The organism is Streptomyces sp. NPDC053426 (assembly GCF_055585405.1).
This window is the reverse complement of the sequence record NZ_JBVJKE010000006.1, coordinates 69413-88255: the sequence shown is the minus strand read 5'-3', so window position 1 is coordinate 88255 and position 18843 is coordinate 69413. Positions and strand designations below refer to the sequence as shown.

Below are 18843 nucleotides of genomic sequence, written 5' to 3'. Positions count from 1 at the left end.
GAGTGCGCCGGAGTGGGGCGGAGGCCTACGGTGCGGCGGCGGACGTCGGCGGACCGGCGACGGCCGCCGTGTACACGTCCATGAGGCGGGCGGTGCTGCGGGTGATGCTGTAGTGGTGCGCGGCCCGGCCGGCCGTGCGCGGTCCGGGGCCCGCCGTACGGACCTCGGCGATCGCGCGGGCGTACGTCCCGGGACCGCCGCGCACCCGCCGGGCGCCGGCGCAGGTCCCGGGGGGCAGGTCCTCGATCGCCGGACAGGAGGCGTAGAGCACGGGCAGTCCGGACGCCAGCGCCTCCACGGCCGCCAGGCCGAAGGCCTCCTCCGCGGACGGGGAGGCGAACAGGTCCATCGCCGAGGCCAGCGAGGGCAGGTCGGGGCCGGGGGAGCCGTCGGGCACGCCGGGACGCTCGCCGGTGAACAGGACCCGCCCCGCCACCCCGGCCTCACGGGCGGTGCGGCGCAGCACGTGCTCCTCGGGGCCGCCGCCCACCAGCAGCAGCCAGTGGTCCTCCGGCAGCAGGGCCAGCGCCCGGACGAGGACGTCGAACCGCTTGCCCCGGGCGAGCCGGCCGACACCGCCGACGACGAACGCGCCCTCCGGCAGGCCGAGGCGCCGCCGGGTGCGCTCCCGCCGCTGCGGGTCGAAGCGGAAACGGTCCAGGTCGACGCCGTTGGGAACGACCTCGATACGGGGGGCGGGCACGCCCCAGCGCTTCAGCCGGTCGGCCACCGTCGGGGAGACGGCGACCGTCGCCGAGCCGAGCCGCTCGCTCGCCAGGTACAGCGCGCGCACCCCCGCCGTCAGCCTGCGACCCTCCATCTGGGTGTCGCCCAGGGAGTGTTCGGTCGCCACGACCGCGCGGACCCCGGCGACCCGCGCGGCGAGCCGGCCGTAGACACAGGCCCGGTACAGATGCGTGTGCACGAGGTCGTAGCCGCCGGCCCGGATCACCCGGACCAGACGCGGCAGCGCGGCCAGGTCGCGGTTGCCGCCCATGCCCAGGTGCACGACCCGTACGCCGTCGGCGCCGAGCCCCTCGGCGACCGCGCCGGGGTTGGTGAGCGTCACCACGTCGCAGTCGACCGGCAGATGACGCAGCAGCAGCCGCAACTGCTGCTCGGCACCGCCGACACCGAGCCCGGTGATGATGTGCAGCGCCCTCATCACAGGCCCTCCACCGGGCGCCGGCGCAGCCGGTGCAGCCGGAGCTTGAGGTGCAGGCGCCACGCCGTGTCGTTCTGCCCGACGTGCGCCCGCGGCAGGGCGTGCGGGCCGGTCAGCGGGCCGGGGTCGATGGCGCAGGCGTAGGCGTAGCCCGCCTTCCGCACCGCCTCGACGGCACGCGCGTCGACCGTGCCGTACGGGTAGCAGAACCCGTCGGCCGGGACGCCGGTCAGCTCCTCCAGCCGGGCCCGGCTCCCGGCGACCTCGGCGGTGAGCGTGGCGTCGTCCGCGCGGGTCAGGTCGACGTGGGCGAGACCGTGCGAGCCGATCTCCACGCCCTCGGCGGCGGCGCGCCGGATGCCGTCCGCGGTCAGCAGCGGCTTGCGCGGACCGAGCGGGTCCCAGGCGTTGTCGCCGCCGAGCCGTCCGGGCAGGACGAAGAGGGTGGCGCCGCAGCGGAAGCGGCGCAGCAGCGGCAGGGCGCCGGTGAGGAAGTCGGTGTAGCCGTCGTCGAAGGTGAGGCCGACCAGGCCCCGGCCCTCGCCCCGGGCGCGCGCGGCGAGCAGCTCGGCGACGGACACGCCGCGCAGCCCGCGCCGGCGCAGCCAGGTCAGCTGCCGTTCGAGCCGCCCGGGGGTGACGGTGATGCGGTACGGATCGTCCGAGCAGTCGCCCACCGAGTGGTACATCGCCACCCAGGGAACGGGGCCCGGACGGGGCGCGGAGGGTCTGCCGGTGGCGACGGAATCAACGGAAGCGGCCATGTGTGAGCCTTCGTGTGACGGTGCGTACGGAGCGCAGTGCGGATGCGGAGCGTCGAACGCCCAGGACGGACAGGGCGAGCGGCACGAAGACGGCGGCCACGGCCGGACAGCCGGCCGCGAGGGCGGCCACCGGGGACTCGAAGCGGCTCGCGGCGAACGCCCCGGCGGCGACGGCGAGCACCGAGGCGAGCACGGGCCGGCTCAGCCGGCCCAGCACCTCGCGGACGCCGATCGAGACGCCGGTCGAGACGCCGCCCGGGTCGCGGGCCGGGTCGCGGGCCGGGTCGCCGTGGCGGGCCGTGCGCAGGCCGGTCAGCAGCAGTACGGCCGTGACGGTGATGCCGAGGGCGTTGGCGGCGGCGATCCCCGCCACCCCCCAGCGGCCCACGGTCGCGGCGCCGATCAGGGACGTGACGACGATGCCGGCCGCCATCACGCCCAGGGGGTACCAGCTGGGGCGGCCCGCGGAGAAGTAGCAGCGGACGAGGGCGCCCACGAGGGTCTGGCCGAGCAGACCGAGGGCGTACACGCGCATGACGTTCGCCGTCGCGGCGGTGTCGGCCGCGGTGAACGCGCCCCGCTGGAAGAGCAGTTCGATCATCTGCGGGGCGCACGCGATCACCGCGCACATGCCCGCCAGCACCACACAGGACGCCAGCACCAGGTCCCGTTCCACCCGGGCGCGGGCCCGGCGGGTGTCGCCGTCGGCGAGCGCCCGCGCCACCACGGGGAAGGTGACGGTGCACACCATCAGCGACAGCGTCATCGGGATCTGGGCGACCTTCTGCGCGTAATTGAGGTGCGAGATGGACCCGGCGGGCAGGGAGGACGCCAGGAACCGTTCGACGAGGACCTGCGACTGGCGGCACAGCGCGAACAGCAGCACGGCGGCGATCAGGGCGAGGCGCACCGGCCGCTCCTCGCCCGCGACCCCCGCGGCGGCGGACGCGGGCGCACGGGACGCCAGTCGCCGCCACAGCGACGGCAGTTGCACCGCCACCATCAGACAGCCGCCCACCACGACCCCGACGGCCGCAGCCCGCACCCCCCACTCCCCGCCCAGCAGGAACATCGTCGCCACGATGCCGGTGTTGTAGGCGACGTAGATCGCCGCCGGCGCGAAGAAACGGCGGTGCGCCCGCAGGACGGCGCTGCAGTACCCGGCGAGCCCGAAGGCCAGCAGGCTGAGCGCGGTGAGCCGGGTGCAGTCGACGGCGAGGCGGGGGTCGGGCAGACCGGGCGCCAGGGCGCGGACCAGGTACGGGGCCCCGGCGGCGACCAGCGCCGTCACCGCGGTGAAGGCCAGGCACAGCCGGGGCAGGGTGGCCCTGACCAGTTCGCGCACCGGGTCGCCGGGCACGCCCCGGGCCCGGCGCGCCAGCGCCATGCTGAACGCCGGGATCAGCGCGATCGCCAGCCCGTCCTCGATCAGCAGCGTCGCGGCGATCTCCGGCACGGTCCACGCGACCAGGAAGGCGTCCGTGTCGCTCCCGGCCCCGAACAACCGCGCCAGCGACTGGTCCCGCACCAGCCCGAGCAACGACCCGGCGATGGACAACACCGCCGTCCCCAACGCGGCCCGCGCGAGGAACCTCCGCGACACCCCGCCCGGCTCACCCCCGTCACCGGCCGCCCCCTCGCCCCCGCCGCCCGGTGCTTCACGCAGCCCGACCGCGCCGGACACGGGTCCGCCGGTTGCGGGGCTGGTGAGTTCGGGGTCCGTGGGCTGGGGCCCGCCCGTCGTGGATCCGCCCGTCGTGGATCCGCCCGTCGTGGTCCGTCCGGGTACGGGGCCGTCGGCCCGGGACCGGCCGGCTGCGGGATCGTCGGTCGTCGTGCGTGTGTCGGCCGCGAGGCCGGTGAGACCGGGGTCCGCGGGCCGGTCAGGGGCGGGGCCGCCGGTCTTGAGGCCGCCGGGTTCGGGGCCGGTGGTGTCGGAGCCGGGAGTCCGGGACGGCAGCACTGTCATCGTGTCGCGGCCTCCTCGACCCGCTCGGATGCCTCGTCGCGCCGGGCGGTGTACGGCCGGTCGTCGCGGGACAGCGCCCACCACGCCGTCAGGCCCAGGGCCACACCGGTCAGGACGGTCGAGGGGCCGCCGATGTCGCCGTAGACGAAGTCGGTGAGCAGCCAGAGCAGCAGGCCGACGGCGACGAGCGCGCAGTCGAGGCCGGGGCCCCTGCGGCGGGCCCGCCGCAGGCGCCGCAGCGCGCACACCAGCAGCGCGAGCCAGCCCCCGGCGAGCGTCAGCAGTCCGATCAGGCCCTGCTCGCTCAGCACCAGCAGATACATGCTGTGCGGCGACAGCAGCGCCTGCCTGTGGTACTCCTCGCCCGCGCCCCCGATGTCGCTGCCGGAGGACAGCGCCAGGGTGGCGTGCCCGTCGCGGTACTCGGGGAAGCCCTTCAACCCCACTCCGGTCAGCGGGTGTTCGCGCCACATGCCGGTCGCCGCCGCCCACAGGGTGTACCGGTCGACGACGGACTGGTCGGGCGTGTCGGTGACCTCCGTGATGCTGTCGATCCGCTCCTGAAGCATCGCCGTACCGACCCCGAACCCGCCCATCAGCACGACGCCCGCGGCGACCACGGCCGCCGCCACCTTCAGCGCGCGCCGCAGCCCCGCCAGCGCCAGTTGCACCGCGCACGTCAGCGCGGTCGCGATCCACGCGCCCCGGCTGAAGGACAGCGCCAGCGGCAGCACCAGCAGCAGGGCGCACCCGGCGGCGGCCGCCCGCTGCCGCACCGGGGCCCGCCCCAGCGCGATCCCCGCCGCGCACACCACGCCCAGCGACACCGCCGTCGCCATGCCCATCACGTCCGTGGCTCCGAAGGTGCCGACCGCCCGGACGTTCTCGCCCTGGTACGAGGCACCGGTCCCGGTGACGTACTGGTGCGTCCCGACGGCCCCCTGCCACAGCGCGAGCCCCACGAACGACCAGGCCAGCACCCGGAAGTCGGCCCGGCCACGGAGCAGCACCAGCACGGCGGCCGGGACGAGCACGAAGATCTGCAGATAGCGGGACATGCCGTCGAGCGCCGCCTGGGGCGAGGCCGCCCCCATGGCGGCGAGCGCCAGCCCCACGACCGGCAGCCCCAGCACCACGGCGGCGACGGGCGACAGCGGGCGCCGCCGTTCCCGCAGCAGCCGGATCACGCAGTAGCCGACCACCAGCGCGGACACCACGTCGGCGGGCCCCGCGCCGTCCCCCGTCGGCGGCAGGCCCGCCAGGACGACCACCGCCACCAGCGGCAGGGCCGGCACCAGGGCGGCGGCCGGGCGCGGCAGCGGCGGCGGGACGAGGGCGTGGCTCACGTGGCGTCAGCTCCCCGTCGGGCGGACCAGCGTGGCCGCGGTGCGCAGCAGGATGCAGACGTCCCGCCACAGCGACCAGTCGTCGATGTAGGCGTTGTCGAACCGGCACCGGTCCTCGATCGAGGTGTCGCCGCGCAGTCCGTGGATCTGCGCCAGCCCGGTGATGCCGGTACGCATCCGGTGCCGGGCCGCGTAACCCGGATACGTCTGGCTGAACTGCGCGACGAAGTACGGCCGTTCGGGCCGCGGTCCGACCAGGCTCATGTCGCCGCGGAGCACGTTCCACAGCTGGAGCAGTTCGTCCAGAGAGGTGCGCCGCAGCATGCGGCAGAACCAGCGCATCTCGTGCTCGCCCGCCACGCTCCACCGGGTCGCCGACTCGTGCTCGTCGACCGGTCGGTGGGTGCGGAACTTCAACAGCGTGAACGGCTCCCCGTTCCGGCCGATGCGTTCCTGCCGGAACACCACCCCCGGCCCGTCAGCCAGCCGCAGCGTCACCGCGCACACCAGCAGCAGCGGACCGGCCAGCAGCAGCAGCGTCCCCGAGACCAGGACGTCGAGCAGCCGCTTGCCGGGGCCGCCGTCGCGCGCCGGGGCGAAGTCCAGCCGCCGGCAGGGGAATCCGGCCAACCGCTCCCGCGCCGGGTACGGCGCCGGGCCGGCGTCGACCTCCCAGACCGCGCAGCCCGACGCGGCCAGCGCCCGCAGCAGCGGCCCCTGTTCGTTCCGTACCGAGGGGTGGACGGCGAGCACCGCCCGCACCCCGTTCTGGATGACCGCCCGCTCGACCTCCTCCTCCGTGCGCAGCACCGGCACGCCCTCGGCGCCGTCCTGCTGCCCGGCCACGATCCCCACCGGCCGCACCCCGCAGCGCGGGTGGCGCAGCACGGCGGCGGCCACCCGCTGCGCGGTCGCGGCCGGTCCGACGACGAGCGCGGCGTGCGGGCGGTGCAGCAGCGCGGCCCGCCGCCGCCCGTGCACGGCCGCGCGCAGCGCACAGGCCGCCGCCGCCTGCACGGCGAGCCCCGTCAGCACGGTGCCGGCGGACAGCGCCTGCTCCGGCCGGTAAGCGGCCCACAGCGCCGCGCCGGCCGACCAGGCCACCGCGACCCGGCCGCACACGGCGGGCAGTTCCTCCAGCAGCCCCGGCACCGGCGGCCGTCTGTCACGCGGGCGCAGCAGCAGCGACACCGCGATCAGCAGGGCGACGAGCAGTGGGTGGCGCTGGGCCCCGGGAACCACCAGCGCGGCGGGCAGGACGGCGGCACCGTCCGCGACGAGCAGCGGCAGCGGTGAGGCCGTCCGGGGCGGCGTGGTGGGCAGCCGGGGGCCGGTGTCGGTGCCGCGCGGCGGCATGACGGAGACGGGCGGGAAGAATCCGTGGTCCCGCGGCGGTACGCCGGGGGAGGCCACGGTACGTTCGGCGGTCACGAGTGGATGGACTCCCTGTGCTCAAAGGGCTCGACGCGCGATGACGTCCGGTCGGCCTCGGCGCCCCGGTCCGCCCGGCACGGGCGTGTCCTGGTCGCGGCGGGCCGGGTGCCGAGCAGGTCGTGGTAGACGTCGGCGACCGCCCGCGCGGTGTGCCGCACGTCGTGGAGGGACAGCACGTGCCGGCGGCCCCGGTCGCCGAGGGACGCGCGCAGCACCGGGTCGAGCAGCAGCTCGCCGACCGCCCCGGCCAGGGCCCGGGGGTCCTCCGGCGGCACCACGCACGGGGCGGCGAAGGACGGCGGCAGGCTCTCGCGGGCGCCGTCGACGTCCGTGACGACCACGGGCCGCCCGCAGGCCATCGCCTCCAGCGGGGCGAGCGCCATGCCCTCCCAGCGGGACGGCAGGACGACGAGGTCGGCGGCCTGGTACCAGGGGGAGGCGTCCGCGACGGCCCCCGCGAACAGCACGGACTCGGGAGCGGCCGCGCGCAGCCGGTCACGGTCCGGGCCGTCGCCGACCAGGACGAGACGGGCGTCGGGCACCCGGCGCAGTACGGCGTCCCAGGCCCGCAGCAGGACGTCCTGCCCCTTCTGCCGGCACAGCCGGCCCACGCACACGGCGAGCGGCGCCTCGGCGCCCGGCCCGGCCAGCGGCGCGAGCCCGGCCCGTACGGGTCCCGCGGGCGCCGGGCGGAAACGGTCGGGGTCGATGCCGTTGGGCACGACGGTCCAGCGGCCGGTGATCCCGGCGTGCACGCCGGTGGCGCGTTCCGCCTCGCTCACGCACACCACCCGCGCGGCCCAGCGTGCCGCCCACCGCTCCCAGCGCAGCGCGAGGGCCGCCGTGCCCCCGCCCACCGCCTCGAACGACCAGGCGTGCGGCTGGAACACCGTGGGGATCCGTCCGCGCACCGCGAGCCGTCCGGCGAGCCCGGCCTTCGCGCTGTGCGCGTGCACCAGATCGGGGCGCACCTCGTCGATCAGCCGGGCGAGCTGCCGTACCTCCCGCGCCAGCGAGACGCCCGGCGAACGCGTCGCCCCCCAGTGCCGTACGTGCGCGCCGAGCGACCGCAGCCGGCCGGTGAGCGCGCTGTCGGGGCAGGCCGCGGTGACGTCCAGGCCGTCCGCGAGCTGGGCCCGGACCAGGTCCGTCACGACACGCGCCACTCCGCCGTCCACCGGCTGGGTGAGGTGCAGGACCCGCGGCCGGCGGCCGTCGGGCGACGGGTCCGCGGGCACGGTTCCCTCGGTTCCCTCGCGCCCGAAGGCGCCGGGCGCGGACGCGTTCACCGCCGGGCGTCGACGGCGGCGAAGAGCACGCCCGCCCATGCCGCGTCCCGCTCGGACGTGAGCCGGAAGGCCGCCCGGTCACCGGCGCGCGGCAGGCCCCCTTCGAGGTCGAACACGTCGGAGTCGTAGCCGAGGGTGTTGGCGTACGCCGGTACCCGCGCAGGGGAGGCGTCGCCGGGGTCGGCGATGGTGGAGTTCAGGACGTCGTCGAAGGGGTTGGCCCGGTCGGTGAACGCGGTGGGGGTGGGACCCGCGGTGAGGACGAGCGAGTCGCCGGCGGTGCCGCGGTCGCCGTTGTACGCCACCAGCCCCGCCCGGCCCCCGGCGCCCGCCGGGAACGGCAGGTCGCTCAGCGGCATCTCGACCCCCGCGCGGCCGCCCAGCGGGGCGAAGCCGTCCCAGAGCGCGAGGTGCCGCAGCGGCTCCGCCGGGTTCTCGTACGCCACCACCAGCGTCCAGCCGCCCCAGGTCCCGGCCGCCGACCTGCCCATGGCCACGTTGACCTGCGCCACCGTGTACAGGCCCGGCGCGCTGTCCCGCACCAGCGCCGTCACGTCCGCCGAGGCCTGGAAGGCGTCCGCGCCGTCCGCCACCCGGTGCCCCACCACCGTGTCGGCGAGCAGCTCCTTGTACTCCCCGCCGGGCTCGGCGATCAGCACCCGCCCGTTGTCCTGCCACGGCTTCTGCTCGCCGGCCAGCAGGTTGCCGCCCCAGTACAGGCGGGCGTACGTCACCCGGGAGCCGGCCGGCAGCCGGACCTCCGCGCGGGAGGAGTTGTACGTGTTCGGGTCGCTGTCGACGTCGATGTAGGACATGTCGAAGTCGCCGTTCACCCCCTGCGCGCCGGCCTGCACGTCCCGGCAGGAGGACGCCTGGGCGCGGCAGGTGGCGGAGGCGTTGGCGGCCCGCACGATGCCGCCGTGCTGGACCGCGCGGTACCGCTGGGAGAAGGCGAGGCCGTCGGCCTCCGGGGAGGGCGCGACCGGCGCGGCGGCCGCGGAGCCGCAGGGGGCCCACATAGCCGCGAGGGAGAGGACGCCCACCGCCGCACGGCGAAGCATCTGGCCCAGGGATTGACGCATGACCGTCGGAGCCTTTCGGAACGGGGTGGCGGTGGCAGGCAGCGGGACGAGTGCGATGCGGCCGCCCATGAGGGTGCTTCGGAGGTTCGCAACTCTAGTCATCAAACGGACAAATTCACCGAAATTCGGTGAAAGGTGGTGAGTGTGTTGGAATCGTGAAGCCTCTTCAGGGGAAGGAGAAGGGGTTGGCCGGCCCGGCCCACCGCTTCCCCGGGGACCCGCCGGGCGAACGCGCGACGGACGAGGGGCGGGGAACCGAATGGCGCACCTCCGGTTGCGGGAGCCCCCGGGCGCTCTCACGGTGGGCTTCAAGATCCGAAGCCTGCGAAAGGAACCTCCATGCGCGCTCTGCCTGCCCGGCGCATCGCACTCGGCGCACTGTGCGCCGCCCTCCTCGCCGGACTCGCCGGCCCGGCCGCCGTGGCGGCCGACACGGACACCGCGCACGACCGCGCGGCGTCCTCCGCCGCGCTGCTCGCACAGGCCAGGACCGCCGACGGGGACGAGAACGCACTCGCCCCGGTCGTCGACCTGCTGAAGGCCGTACTCGAGAAGGACGACGGCCAGGTGTCCTCCGGTGAGGCCAGGAAGCTGGGCGCCGCGGTGAAGGACGTCCTGGCGAAGGCGGCCGACGAGGACCCGGTGGCCGCGACCGAGGCGACGACCACCGAGACCACCACGGAGACCGACACCACCACCGAGTCGTCGCCGTCGCCGTCGGCCACGACGACGGACGACGCGGAGCTGACCCTCTCCGGGGACGACCTCACGAGCGAGGAGCTGACCGCCCTGCGGGAGGCCCTCGACAGCCTCCTCGAACTGCTCCGGCCCGACACCGACGCGGACGGGAGCACCACTCAGGAGCCCACGCTGGGCAGCGAGTTGGCGGCCTGGGCGCACGACCTCGTCGACGCCCTGCTCGACACCGAGCCCCAGGCGTCGACCCTGCCCGCGCCGGCCGCCCCCGCGCAGACGCCGTTGCTCCCGGGCGTCACGTTCCCCGCGCTCACCTCGCTGCTGCTGCCGCCCGCGGCATCCTCGTAAAACCCCGCCGTCCTCGAAAAACTCTCATATGAGGACTTGCCAATCTCTCGCTCCACGGTTTCCGCTCCGGCCGGGGATCGTTAGGCACGGCGACAGAATTCCCCTCCGGCGACCGACCCCCGCGTTGCCGAAGAAAGGAACACGATGAAGTCCCTGAAGGCTGCCGCCGTCCTTGCCGGAACCCTGATCGCCGCCGGTGCCGCCGCGCCCGCGTACGCGGAGTCCCTCGACCTGGCGCAGACCGGCGTGGACACCGGCCTGCGCACCGCGGTCCCCTTCGAGCTGATGGAGGGGCACAAGTCGGAGACGGCGCTCGTCGACACCGACGACGAATCGCTGCTCGGCACGACGAAGGAAGCGGCGGCCACGGTGAACGAGGCCAAGCCGGTCCACGGCGACCTGGGGCTGCACGCCTGAAAAGCACCCCCGCGAAATCCGGCCCCCAGTTTCCACTGGGGGCCGGATTCCGTTTGCCGCTACGGAAAACCGTATGGACAAAGGGAGTTGGACCGATGGTCATCGACATCGACGGAACCCCGAAAGACACGCAGCCACCGCCGGAACCGGCATTGGCACCACCGGCACCGACACCGACATCGGCACCGACATCGGCACCGGTATCGGCATCGGAGGGCAGAACGCGGAGGGACGTGGCACGCGGACTGCGCGCCGGCGCGCTCGCCGCGGCCCTGGCACCGCTGCTCACCGCCTTCCGCGTACCGCGCCCCGCCCCCGGGAGGGCCCCCGGCCGCGCCTCCTTCGACCGGACGCACCGAGGCCGCCGCATCCAGGGGGCGCGGGCCGCGGACGGCCACTGGCACGTCACCGTGGACGGCCGCCCCCTGCACCTGATGCGCCGGGCCGACGGCACCTGGCTGAGCATGGTCGACCACTACTGCTCCTACCCCACACCGCTCGACGCCGCCCGCGCCGCCGTGGACGCCCTCGCCCCCGGTGAGCGGCTGCGCGACGCGGGCACGCGGCCGCGGCACGAGCACCGGGGAGGCATCCATGGCGTACGTGCGTAAGGACGCCGCCACCCTCACGGCGACCGAGAAGCGCCGGTTCGTGAACGCGCTGCTCGAGGTCAAGCGGCGGGGCGAGTACGACGAATTCGTGCGCACGCACATCGCGTACTACTCCTCCGACGGCGAGCGCGGACTGCGCACCGCCCACATGGCGCCCTCCTTCCTGCCCTGGCACCGCCGGTTCCTGCTCGACCTGGAGGAGGCCCTGCGCCGGGTGGACTCCTCGGTGACCCTGCCGTACTGGGACTGGACCCGCGACCGCACGGCCCGCTCCGCGCCGTGGACCGCGGACCTGCTCGGCGGCGACGGGCGCCGTTCCGACCGCCAGGTGACGACGGGTCCGTTCGCGTACCGGGAAGGGAACTGGACGATCCGGGTGAACGTGACCGAGACGGAGTTCCTCACCCGGGACCTCGGCCGCCGAGCCGACCCGATCGCCCTGCCGGGCAAGCGCGATCTGGAGTGGGCGCTGAAGGAGTCCGCCTACGACGTGGCGCCCTGGGACTCGACGGTCACGCGGGGCTTCCGCAACCGGCTGGAGGGCTGGGGCACCGGCCGGGGCAGCGTCTCGTGGCGCAACCACAACCGGGTGCACCGCTGGGTCGGCGGGACCATGCTCTCCGCCGCCTCCGTCAACGACCCCGTCTTCTGGCTCCACCACGCCTTCGTCGACCTGCAGTGGTACCGCTGGCAGCGCAGGCACGGCGGGGCCCGCTACCGGCCCGCGACCGCGCCGGGCTCCGGCGACGAGCAGCACGGCCGGATCGTCTCCCGCCACGAGAGGCTGCCGCCGTGGGACGTGACCCCCGGAGAGCTGGAGGACGTCAGCGCGACGTACCGCTACGCGTGACACGGCTCGTCCACGTCTCCCGTTCGGCCATCTGATACCCCTTCACACCGCGCTGACCTGCAACTTCACAGGGAAGATGCGCAATTGGGCGTTTTGATTGCGAACCGCCTCAAAGCATCACCTATAGTCGTGACCGTTGGTGAACAGCCCATAACGGACTGTGCCGACATGAACGAGAAACGGAGAGGTAATGCGTAAGTTCCAGAAGGCCGCCGTCGTCGTGGCCATGCTCGGCAGCGTTGGCTTCCTCGGTGCTGGCGTCAGCCACGCCGGTGACCAGCCGAGCGTCAAGATCGACAACGACCAGAGCACCTCGTGCGAGGCGAACGACTCGGGCGTTGGCGGCCTCATCAACGTCAGCGACCTGCAGGTCAACGCCAACATCCTCGGCGTTGCGACCCAGTCCGCGGGCAACACCGCCCAGGAGTGCAACGCCGGCTTCGGTCTCGGCTGACCAGCGCTGACCAAGTGATGTAGGCAGGTCCCGGGATCCGGCCTCAGGGCTCGGGTCCCGGGCCTGTGCGGCTTAGCGCCGCTCCAGGCATTCGGACCGACTCCGCCGGCCAGTCACGGAGAGTCGACCGTAAAGGAAAAGAGCAGATGTTCATTTCGAAGAAGATCGCAGTGACAGCCGGGATCCTGGGGAGCTTCGCCCTGGCGGGTCTCGGTGCCGGTCAGGCCCTCGCCAACGGCGAGGCGGCCAAGTGCGTCGAGGACGACAACGGCAACCGTCGCTGCGTTCTGGTGAGCGAGTACAAGCTCACCAACGAGGCCGGGAACGTACAGATCGTGAACAAGCAGTCGCAGAGCTGCTCGGGTTCGGGCGAGATGTCCTGCAACAGCTTCGTCACCCTCCCTGCCAAGAAGTCCTGACTTCCCGCCGAGACGGCCGAGGCGTCCTTCCCGCGTCGGCGACCGGCGTGTGAGCCACCCCGCGACGGCCGGGACCCGACATCGGGTCCCGGCCGTCGCGCGTTGCGCGGGTGCCGGACGCGAGAACGCGCCTCCCCGGTGACGCGCCCTCACGGGCCCGCGTCACCGGACGGAGGCGGATCCTCAACGACAGGCCGCCGCGTGGACGGTGTCGGCGCGCGGCGACTCGACGGTGCCGCAGTACGGCAGGCCGTCGATGGGGCGGTCGGTGCAGAAGCGGCCGATCAGGTCCGCGGACTCCTGACTGCGTTCGACCGTGACCAGGTGGTCCGCCTCCTTGACGGTGGTGAACCGCGCCGAGGGCATCGTCGCGGCGAGTTCGCGGCCCATCTCCGGGGTGCACAGGGTGTCGTACTCGCCGGTGAAGACCAGCGAGGGCACGTCGGGCACGGGCAGGGGCTCGTAGCAGCCGTGTGTCACGAGCCTCGTGTTGTGCTCGACGGCCTTCCTGAGCTCGTCCGGCGTCTGGTTCATGAACTGCCGGTGGAGGAGGCGCGCCACCGCCGCGTGCTTACGGACCTTGCCGGCGCCCGGGTTCGACATGAACAGCCGGACCAGCCCTTCGGCGGCCCCCTCGATGTCACCCTGTTCGAGCGCGCGCGACACGCGCGGTACGGCGTCGGTGTAGATGTCGGGAAGGCGGATCGCCGCGCCGCCGAAGACGATGCGCCGGACGGGCTCCGGATGCCGCTGCGCGAAGCGGAGGCCGACGACCTCACCGAAGCAGCCGCCGAACAGGTTCACCTCGGGCACGCCGATCTCCGTCAGCATGTGCTGGACGGCGTCGGCGAGGAAGTCGATGCCGTAGCGGGCCGGCAGGAAGTCCGAGCTGCCGTAACCGGGCAGGTCCACGGTGATCAGCGTGCACAACGGCGCCAGCCATCTCTCGTGGCTCTGCCAGGAGTACCGGTCCTGCGACGACCCTCCGAGCAGCAGCAGCGGAGCCGTTTGCGGCGCGCCCTGGTGGACGATCCGGCACGTGTACGCGAACCCCTCGAAGGTGAGATCCCGCTCCTCCACGGAGTCCTGGACGGCGGTGACGGCAGTACGCATGAACGGCTCCGGGAAGGGCGAAAGACAGCGAACCGATCCATGATTACCAGGATCATGGCAAATCCGGTGTAATCACTCCAAGGTGGGCGATCCTGACGACAGGGCTCGCGGACCGGAGTGAGGCAAGGCGCTTGGCCTGGCAGTGATGCGCATCGCGCCGGAAATGAAAAGGACCAGCGTTTCCGCTGGTCAGGAGGAGATTGCGCCCCCGGCAGGACTCGAACCTGCGGCCAAGCGCTTAGAAGGCGCCTGCTCTATCCACTGAGCTACGGGGGCCGGTGTGGTGGCCTGTCGTCGTGGTGCCCGGGTTCGGGCCTGTCCGTGACGTCGCCGGAGACAAGGATAGGGCTCCCGCATCCTTGTCCCTGTTGCCTCGCCTCCGTGGCTCGATGTGGAGGTTCGGTGAAGCGGTCCTGATAATCGCAGGCAGGTACGAATCGTGCACCGCTTTTGGTCTCTCGCGCCACCGGGTGTTGTGCACTCGTTATGCCTGGGGGGTACACGCGTCGCGGTCGTCCCTTCCGTCCCTTGTGTCCTGTCGGCGCGCAGGCATACACATATGCTTCAGAATTCCCCTAAAATTGGGCATTCTTCGCATGTGGTGACCTTGGACGTACGGCCCCAGCTGCTCGACGCACTCTCCGCCCTGCGCGACCGTGTCGCCGCCGCACGCTTCCCGCTGCCCCTGGCGGGGGCCGCACGCGCGCGTGCCAACCGCGACGAACTGCTCGCGCAGCTCGACGACTACCTGGTGCCCCGGCTGAGAGACCCCGGAGCGCCCCTGCTGGCCGTCGTCGGAGGATCCACCGGAGCCGGGAAGTCCACCCTGGTGAACTCCCTGGTGGGCCGCCGGGTCAGCGAGGCGGGCGTACTGCGGCCCACGACCCGGACACCGGTGCTCGTCTGCCACCCGGAGGACCACCACTGGTTCAGCGGGATGCGGGTGCTGCCCGACCTCACGCGCGTGTGGGTGCCCCACCACCGGGACCCCGCGGACGACCTGCTCCTGCCCGGCGAGGACCCCGCGCGGGTGCTGCACGTCGAGACCGCCGACACCCTGCCGCCCGGCCTCGCCCTCCTGGACGCGCCCGACATCGACAGCCTCGTCTCCGACAACCGGGTCCTCGCCGCCGAACTCATCAGCGCCGCGGACATCTGGGTCATGGTCACCACCGCCGCCCGCTACGCCGACGCCGTGCCCTGGCACATGCTGCGCACCGCCAAGGAGTACGACGTCACCCTGGTGACCGTCCTGGACCGCGTACCCCACCAGGTCGTCTCCGAGGTCTCCCGGCAGTACGGCGCCCTGCTCACCAAGGCCGGACTCGGCCACGTGCCGCGCTTCACCGTGCCCGAGCTGCCCGAGTCGGCCTGGGGCGGCGGACTGCTGCCCGCCACCGCCGTGGCCTCGCTGCGGACCTGGCTGGTCCACCAGACGCTGGATCCCGCCGCCCGGCAGCACGTGATGGCCCGCACCGCGTACGGCGTCCTCGGCTCCCTCGACACCCGCATGCCCGAACTGGCCGGTGCCGCCGCCGCGCAGTACGCGGCCGCGCTGCGGCTCACCGCCGCCGTCGACGCGGCGTACGACAGCGAGCACGCGCGCGTGCGGGGCCGGCTGCAGGCCGGAGCCGTACTCGCCGGCGACGCGCTCAGACGGTGGCGCGCCTTCCCCCTGGACTGCGCACCGGGCGAACTCCTCGACACCCTGGTGGAGAGCCTGAGCGCGCTGCTGCTGTGCGCCGTCGCCGCCGCCGACGAGCGCGTCGACGACGCCTGGCGGCGCGAGCCCGCGGCGGACGCCCCCGAGCTCGCGGGCAGCGGTGCCGCGCCCGAGAGCGCCGAGCACCGCATCGGGCTGGCCGTACGGCGCTGGCGGCGCGAGCTCGAGGAGTACGCCGAGGACGAGGTGCGGGAGCTGGACCGAAGCGCCGCGCCCGACCCCGAGACGGTCGCCGCGCTGGTCGCCACGGCACTGCTGGGCGGCCGCCGGGCCCGGACCGCCGGAGAGGGGCTCGCCGAGCGGATCGGCGCGCACGGCGCGCTGCGGCTGCGCGACCGGGGCGGACGGCTGCTCGTCGCGCACGTGGACCGTGTCATGCACACCGAACGCGAACGCCGGCTCGCCCCGCTCGACGCGCTCGAGGTGCACGCGGAGCCCCAGGCCGAACTCATCGCCGCGTTGTCCGTACTGCAGAAGGAGAGGTGACCGGTGACCGCCGTCACTGACCAGGACCACACCGAGCACCCCGAGCACCCCGAGCACCCCGAGCACCCCGAGCACCCCGAGCACCCCGGGCATTCCGACCGTGACGCCGGGGGGCCGCCCCGTACGGACACCGCGAGCCCCTGGGACGACGGGCTGATCGCGCGCCGGGTGAACGGGAGCGCCGACGAGGAGCAGGGCGGGGTGGCGGCGGCCCGCACACCCGTGCCGCAGGCCGTGGCCCCGCTCGCGTACGACCCCTGGCTGCGGACGCGGCTCGACGCGCTGCGCGAGCTGGTGGGGCTCTCCCGCGCCCGGCTCGACAACCGGACCCTCGCACAGGCGGGCCGGGTCATCGAGGAGTCCAACGCGCGGCGCCGGCTCTCCGGACGGCACACCGTCGTCGCCATCGCGGGCGCCACCGGCAGCGGCAAGTCGCAGCTGTTCAACGCGCTGGCCGGAGTGCCCGTCTCGGAGACCGGCGTACGGCGGCCGACCACCGCCGCGCCCATCGCGTGCAGCTGGAGCGACGGCGCGGCGAGTCTCATCGAACGCCTCGGCATCCCGCCCAGGCTCAGGCGGCGCCCCCTCCAGGCGACCGCGGACGCCGACGAGCGGCTGCGCGGGCTGGTCCTGGTCGACCTGCCCGACCACGACTCGGCGGCCGTCCAGCACCGGGAGCAGGTGGACCGCGTCCTGGGCCTGGTCGACGCGGTCATCTGGGTCGTCGACCCCGAGAAGTACGCCGACGCCATGCTGCACGAGCGCTATCTGCGGCCCATGGCGGCCCACGCGGAGGTCATGTTCGTCGTCCTCAACCAGACCGACCGGCTGCCCGGGGAGGCCGCCGAGCAGGTCCTGGACGACCTGCGGCGGCTGCTCGACGAGGACGGCATCGTCCTGGGGGAGTACGGCGAACCCGGCACGACCGTGCTGGCGCTGTCCGCGCTCACCGGGGACGGGGTCGGCGAACTGCGGGAATCACTCGCCCGGTTCGTGGCCGAACGCGGGGCCCCGGCCCGGCGGATCTCCGCGGACGTGGACATCGCGGCGGCCCGGCTGCGGCCCGTGTACGCCACCCGGCGGCGCACCGGGCTGAGCGAGGAGGCGCGCGAGGAGTTCGCCGACCGGCTCGCGGACGCCGTGGGGGCCACCGCCACGGGCGAGGCGGCCGAACGCGCCTGGCTGCGCAACGCCAACCGCGCGTGCGGCACGCCCTGGCTGCGGCTGTGGCGCTGGTGCCAGGAGCGGGGCGAGCCGTCCACCGGCCGGGTCGCCCCGCGCGGCCGGCCCGACGAGGAGGCGACGGCCCGGCAGCGCGTGGAACAGGCGGTGCGCACGGTGGCCGACCGCGCCTCGGCCGGACTGCCGCCGCCGTGGGCGCTGGCGGTGCGGGAGGCGGCCGTACGCGGCTCCCAGGGCCTGCCGGAGGCGCTGGACGAGCTGGCCGTACGCGCGGGACTGCCGCCGGGAAGGCCGCCGCGGCCCGGGTGGTGGCCGCTGGCCGTACTCGTCCAGGTGTCGATGACGGTGCTTCAGTTCGTCGGCGGGCTGTGGCTGCTGGCGCAGATCATCGGGGTCATGGCGCCGAACCTGGGGGTGCCGGTGCTGCTGATGGCGATCGGCATCGTCGGCGGCCCGCTCGTCGAGTGGAGCTGCCGCATGGCGGCCCGGGGGCCCGCCCGGCGGTACGGGCAGGAGGCGGAGAGACGGCTGCGGGAGGCGGCCTCGGGGTGCGGCCGGGCCCGCGTCCTGGATCCGGTGGCGGCGGAGCTGCTGCGGTACCGGGAGGTACGGGAGCAGTACGGGCGGGTCGTGGGTGTGGGGGCGGGGACGGGGACGGGAGCCGGCCGGGACTGAGGCGGAGCGCCTCCTTCGGGTGGCGGGGATGTCCACAGGCCGGCGGTGGTCCACAGCGCTCAGCGGGCCCGGCCCGACGGAGGCAGTCTGGCTTCGCGGCGATCGCGGGACGGTCCGCGGTCGCCCTGCCGGACGGCAGCCGTACGGGACGGGCCCGTACGCGCATCAGCCCGGCGCCGGTGCCGCCGTGCGCGGCCGGCGGGCCCGGGCGAGGGAGGGAGACACGATGAACGAGACGATGGTGTGCGTGGTGGGCAACGTGGCGACGGGGCCGGTGTACCGGGAGACGGCGTCCGGCCCCGCGGCCAGGTTCCGGATCGCGGTCACGTCCCGGTACTGGGACCGGGAGAAGAGCGCCTGGGCGGACGGACACACCAACTTCTTCACGGTGTGGGCGAACCGGCAGCTCGCCACCAACGCGGCGGCGTCGCTGTCGGTGGGCGAACCGGTGATCGTGCAGGGCCGGCTGAAGGTGCGTACGGAGACGCGCGAGGGACAGCAGGGGTGGATGTCGGCGGACATCGACGCGGTGTCGATCGGCCACGACCTCGCCCGGGGCACGACCGCCTTCCGGCGCGCCCAGCGACCGGAGCAGGCCTCCGTGCCGGAGCGTCCCGAACCCAACTGGGAAAGCGGAGCGGGAAGTTCGGCGACCGCGGACGGAACCGCGCCCCAACGCCGCCCGGAACCGGCGGCGGTGACGTGAGGTCAGCGACGGGCCCCGGAACCACCGCTGACCGAACCGGGGCTTATCGGCGGATGCGTACCGGAACATCCTGGGTGGATTTGTCGATAAGCCCTGCTCGCGACGGCTTCCGCG

The 18843-nt window shown here is 74.3% G+C and carries 17 protein-coding genes and 1 tRNA gene; 9 read left to right on the top strand and 9 right to left on the bottom strand.

Annotated elements, in window-relative coordinates; all coding sequences use genetic code 11:
- Positions 1–25: 25 nt before the first annotated feature.
- Genes ACZ62B_RS14195 through ACZ62B_RS14165 form a run of 7 tightly spaced genes read right to left on the bottom strand, consistent with a single transcriptional unit; the run spans position 26 to position 9049 of the window.
- Entirely contained in the window at positions 26–1165 is a 1140-nt protein-coding gene (locus ACZ62B_RS14195) for a glycosyltransferase (protein WP_469690449.1), read from the bottom strand.
- On the bottom strand, positions 1165–1929 hold the full coding sequence (locus ACZ62B_RS14190; RefSeq protein WP_469690447.1) for a polysaccharide deacetylase family protein: 765 nt from the start codon (positions 1927–1929) through the stop codon (positions 1165–1167). Before ACZ62B_RS14190 ends, ACZ62B_RS14195 begins: the two co-directional genes overlap by 1 nt.
- Entirely contained in the window at positions 1913–3898 is a 1986-nt protein-coding gene (gene murJ, locus ACZ62B_RS14185) for a murein biosynthesis integral membrane protein MurJ (RefSeq protein ID WP_469690445.1), read from the bottom strand. Before murJ ends, ACZ62B_RS14190 begins: the two co-directional genes overlap by 17 nt.
- Positions 3895–5244, bottom strand: coding sequence for an O-antigen ligase family protein (locus ACZ62B_RS14180; protein WP_344563376.1), 1350 nt, complete (start codon positions 5242–5244; stop codon positions 3895–3897). The genes murJ and ACZ62B_RS14180 overlap by 4 nt, the downstream gene beginning before the upstream one ends.
- A gap of 6 nt (positions 5245–5250) precedes the next feature.
- Complete coding sequence (locus tag ACZ62B_RS14175; RefSeq protein ID WP_344563375.1) at positions 5251–6675, bottom strand: exopolysaccharide biosynthesis polyprenyl glycosylphosphotransferase; 1425 nt, start codon at positions 6673–6675, stop codon at positions 5251–5253.
- On the bottom strand, positions 6672–7916 hold the full coding sequence (locus ACZ62B_RS14170) for a glycosyltransferase (protein WP_469690443.1): 1245 nt from the start codon (positions 7914–7916) through the stop codon (positions 6672–6674). Before ACZ62B_RS14170 ends, ACZ62B_RS14175 begins: the two co-directional genes overlap by 4 nt.
- 47 nt (positions 7917–7963) lie before the next feature.
- On the bottom strand, positions 7964–9049 hold the full coding sequence (locus tag ACZ62B_RS14165; protein WP_344563371.1) for a DUF3344 domain-containing protein: 1086 nt from the start codon (positions 9047–9049) through the stop codon (positions 7964–7966).
- 339 nt (positions 9050–9388) lie between these two features.
- On the opposite strand from ACZ62B_RS14165, the gene ACZ62B_RS14160 reads away from it, so the two are divergent.
- The 6 genes from ACZ62B_RS14160 (at position 9389) to ACZ62B_RS14135 (ending at position 12844) form a co-directional block, all read left to right on the top strand.
- Positions 9389–10093, top strand: a complete 705-nt coding sequence (locus ACZ62B_RS14160; protein ID WP_468886306.1) for a hypothetical protein — start codon at positions 9389–9391, stop codon at positions 10091–10093.
- 144 nt (positions 10094–10237) lie between these two features.
- Positions 10238–10510 (top strand): hypothetical protein, encoded by a 273-nt coding sequence (locus ACZ62B_RS14155; RefSeq protein WP_344563367.1) that lies wholly within the window; start codon positions 10238–10240, stop codon positions 10508–10510.
- Between the two features lie 95 nt (positions 10511–10605).
- Positions 10606–11121 carry a tyrosinase family oxidase copper chaperone gene (locus tag ACZ62B_RS14150; RefSeq protein WP_469690440.1) on the top strand — a complete coding sequence of 172 codons (516 nt, stop codon included), beginning with the start codon at positions 10606–10608 and terminating at the stop codon, positions 11119–11121.
- Positions 11105–11971, top strand: a complete 867-nt coding sequence (locus ACZ62B_RS14145; protein ID WP_344563363.1) for a tyrosinase family protein — start codon at positions 11105–11107, stop codon at positions 11969–11971. The genes ACZ62B_RS14150 and ACZ62B_RS14145 overlap by 17 nt, the downstream gene beginning before the upstream one ends.
- Positions 11972–12161: 190 nt before the next feature.
- Complete coding sequence (locus tag ACZ62B_RS14140) at positions 12162–12425, top strand: hypothetical protein (protein WP_344563361.1); 264 nt, start codon at positions 12162–12164, stop codon at positions 12423–12425.
- Positions 12426–12571: 146 nt separating this feature from the next.
- Positions 12572–12844: a hypothetical protein gene (locus tag ACZ62B_RS14135; protein ID WP_344563359.1), complete on the top strand. Its 273-nt coding sequence runs from the start codon at positions 12572–12574 to the stop codon at positions 12842–12844.
- 183 nt (positions 12845–13027) lie between these two features.
- Here the strand turns inward: ACZ62B_RS14135 and ACZ62B_RS14130 are convergent, their stop codons facing one another.
- Positions 13028–13957 carry an alpha/beta fold hydrolase gene (locus ACZ62B_RS14130; RefSeq protein WP_344563357.1) on the bottom strand — a complete coding sequence of 310 codons (930 nt, stop codon included), beginning with the start codon at positions 13955–13957 and terminating at the stop codon, positions 13028–13030.
- A gap of 203 nt (positions 13958–14160) precedes the next feature.
- A tRNA-Arg gene (locus ACZ62B_RS14125) sits at positions 14161–14233 on the bottom strand.
- A 322-nt stretch (positions 14234–14555) separates the two neighbouring features.
- On the opposite strand from ACZ62B_RS14125, the gene ACZ62B_RS14120 reads away from it, so the two are divergent.
- The 3 genes from ACZ62B_RS14120 to ACZ62B_RS14110 all read left to right on the top strand — a co-directional run bounded on the left by ACZ62B_RS14120 (position 14556) and on the right by ACZ62B_RS14110 (position 18729).
- A complete protein-coding gene (locus ACZ62B_RS14120; RefSeq protein ID WP_344563355.1) occupies positions 14556–16166 on the top strand; it encodes a dynamin family protein in 1611 nt (536 codons plus the stop codon).
- A 3-nt stretch (positions 16167–16169) separates the two neighbouring features.
- A complete protein-coding gene (locus ACZ62B_RS14115; RefSeq protein WP_469690436.1) occupies positions 16170–18023 on the top strand; it encodes a YfjP family GTPase in 1854 nt (617 codons plus the stop codon).
- Positions 18024–18249: 226 nt separating this feature from the next.
- Complete coding sequence (locus tag ACZ62B_RS14110) at positions 18250–18729, top strand: single-stranded DNA-binding protein (RefSeq protein ID WP_468878243.1); 480 nt, start codon at positions 18250–18252, stop codon at positions 18727–18729.
- Positions 18730–18843: the final 114 nt, after the last annotated feature.

Excerpts from the sequence above, each read along its gene's own strand:
- ACZ62B_RS14135 (WP_344563359.1), top strand. The coding sequence starts at position 12,572 with ATGTTCATTTCGAAGAAGATCGCAGTGACAGCCGGGATCCTGGGGAGC.
- ACZ62B_RS14145 (WP_344563363.1), top strand. The coding sequence starts at position 11,105 with ATGGCGTACGTGCGTAAGGACGCCGCCACCCTCACGGCGACCGAGAAG.
- ACZ62B_RS14190 (WP_469690447.1), bottom strand. The coding sequence starts at position 1,929 with ATGGCCGCTTCCGTTGATTCCGTCGCCACCGGCAGACCCTCCGCGCCC.
- ACZ62B_RS14110 (WP_468878243.1), top strand. The coding sequence starts at position 18,250 with ATGAACGAGACGATGGTGTGCGTGGTGGGCAACGTGGCGACGGGGCCG.
- ACZ62B_RS14195 (WP_469690449.1), bottom strand. The coding sequence starts at position 1,165 with ATGAGGGCGCTGCACATCATCACCGGGCTCGGTGTCGGCGGTGCCGAG.
- ACZ62B_RS14130 (WP_344563357.1), bottom strand. The coding sequence starts at position 13,957 with ATGCGTACTGCCGTCACCGCCGTCCAGGACTCCGTGGAGGAGCGGGAT.
- ACZ62B_RS14165 (WP_344563371.1), bottom strand. The coding sequence starts at position 9,049 with ATGCGTCAATCCCTGGGCCAGATGCTTCGCCGTGCGGCGGTGGGCGTC.
- ACZ62B_RS14150 (WP_469690440.1), top strand. The coding sequence starts at position 10,606 with ATGGTCATCGACATCGACGGAACCCCGAAAGACACGCAGCCACCGCCG.
- ACZ62B_RS14140 (WP_344563361.1), top strand. The coding sequence starts at position 12,162 with ATGCGTAAGTTCCAGAAGGCCGCCGTCGTCGTGGCCATGCTCGGCAGC.
- ACZ62B_RS14160 (WP_468886306.1), top strand. The coding sequence starts at position 9,389 with ATGCGCGCTCTGCCTGCCCGGCGCATCGCACTCGGCGCACTGTGCGCC.
- ACZ62B_RS14155 (WP_344563367.1), top strand. The coding sequence starts at position 10,238 with ATGAAGTCCCTGAAGGCTGCCGCCGTCCTTGCCGGAACCCTGATCGCC.
- murJ (WP_469690445.1), bottom strand. The coding sequence starts at position 3,898 with ATGACAGTGCTGCCGTCCCGGACTCCCGGCTCCGACACCACCGGCCCC.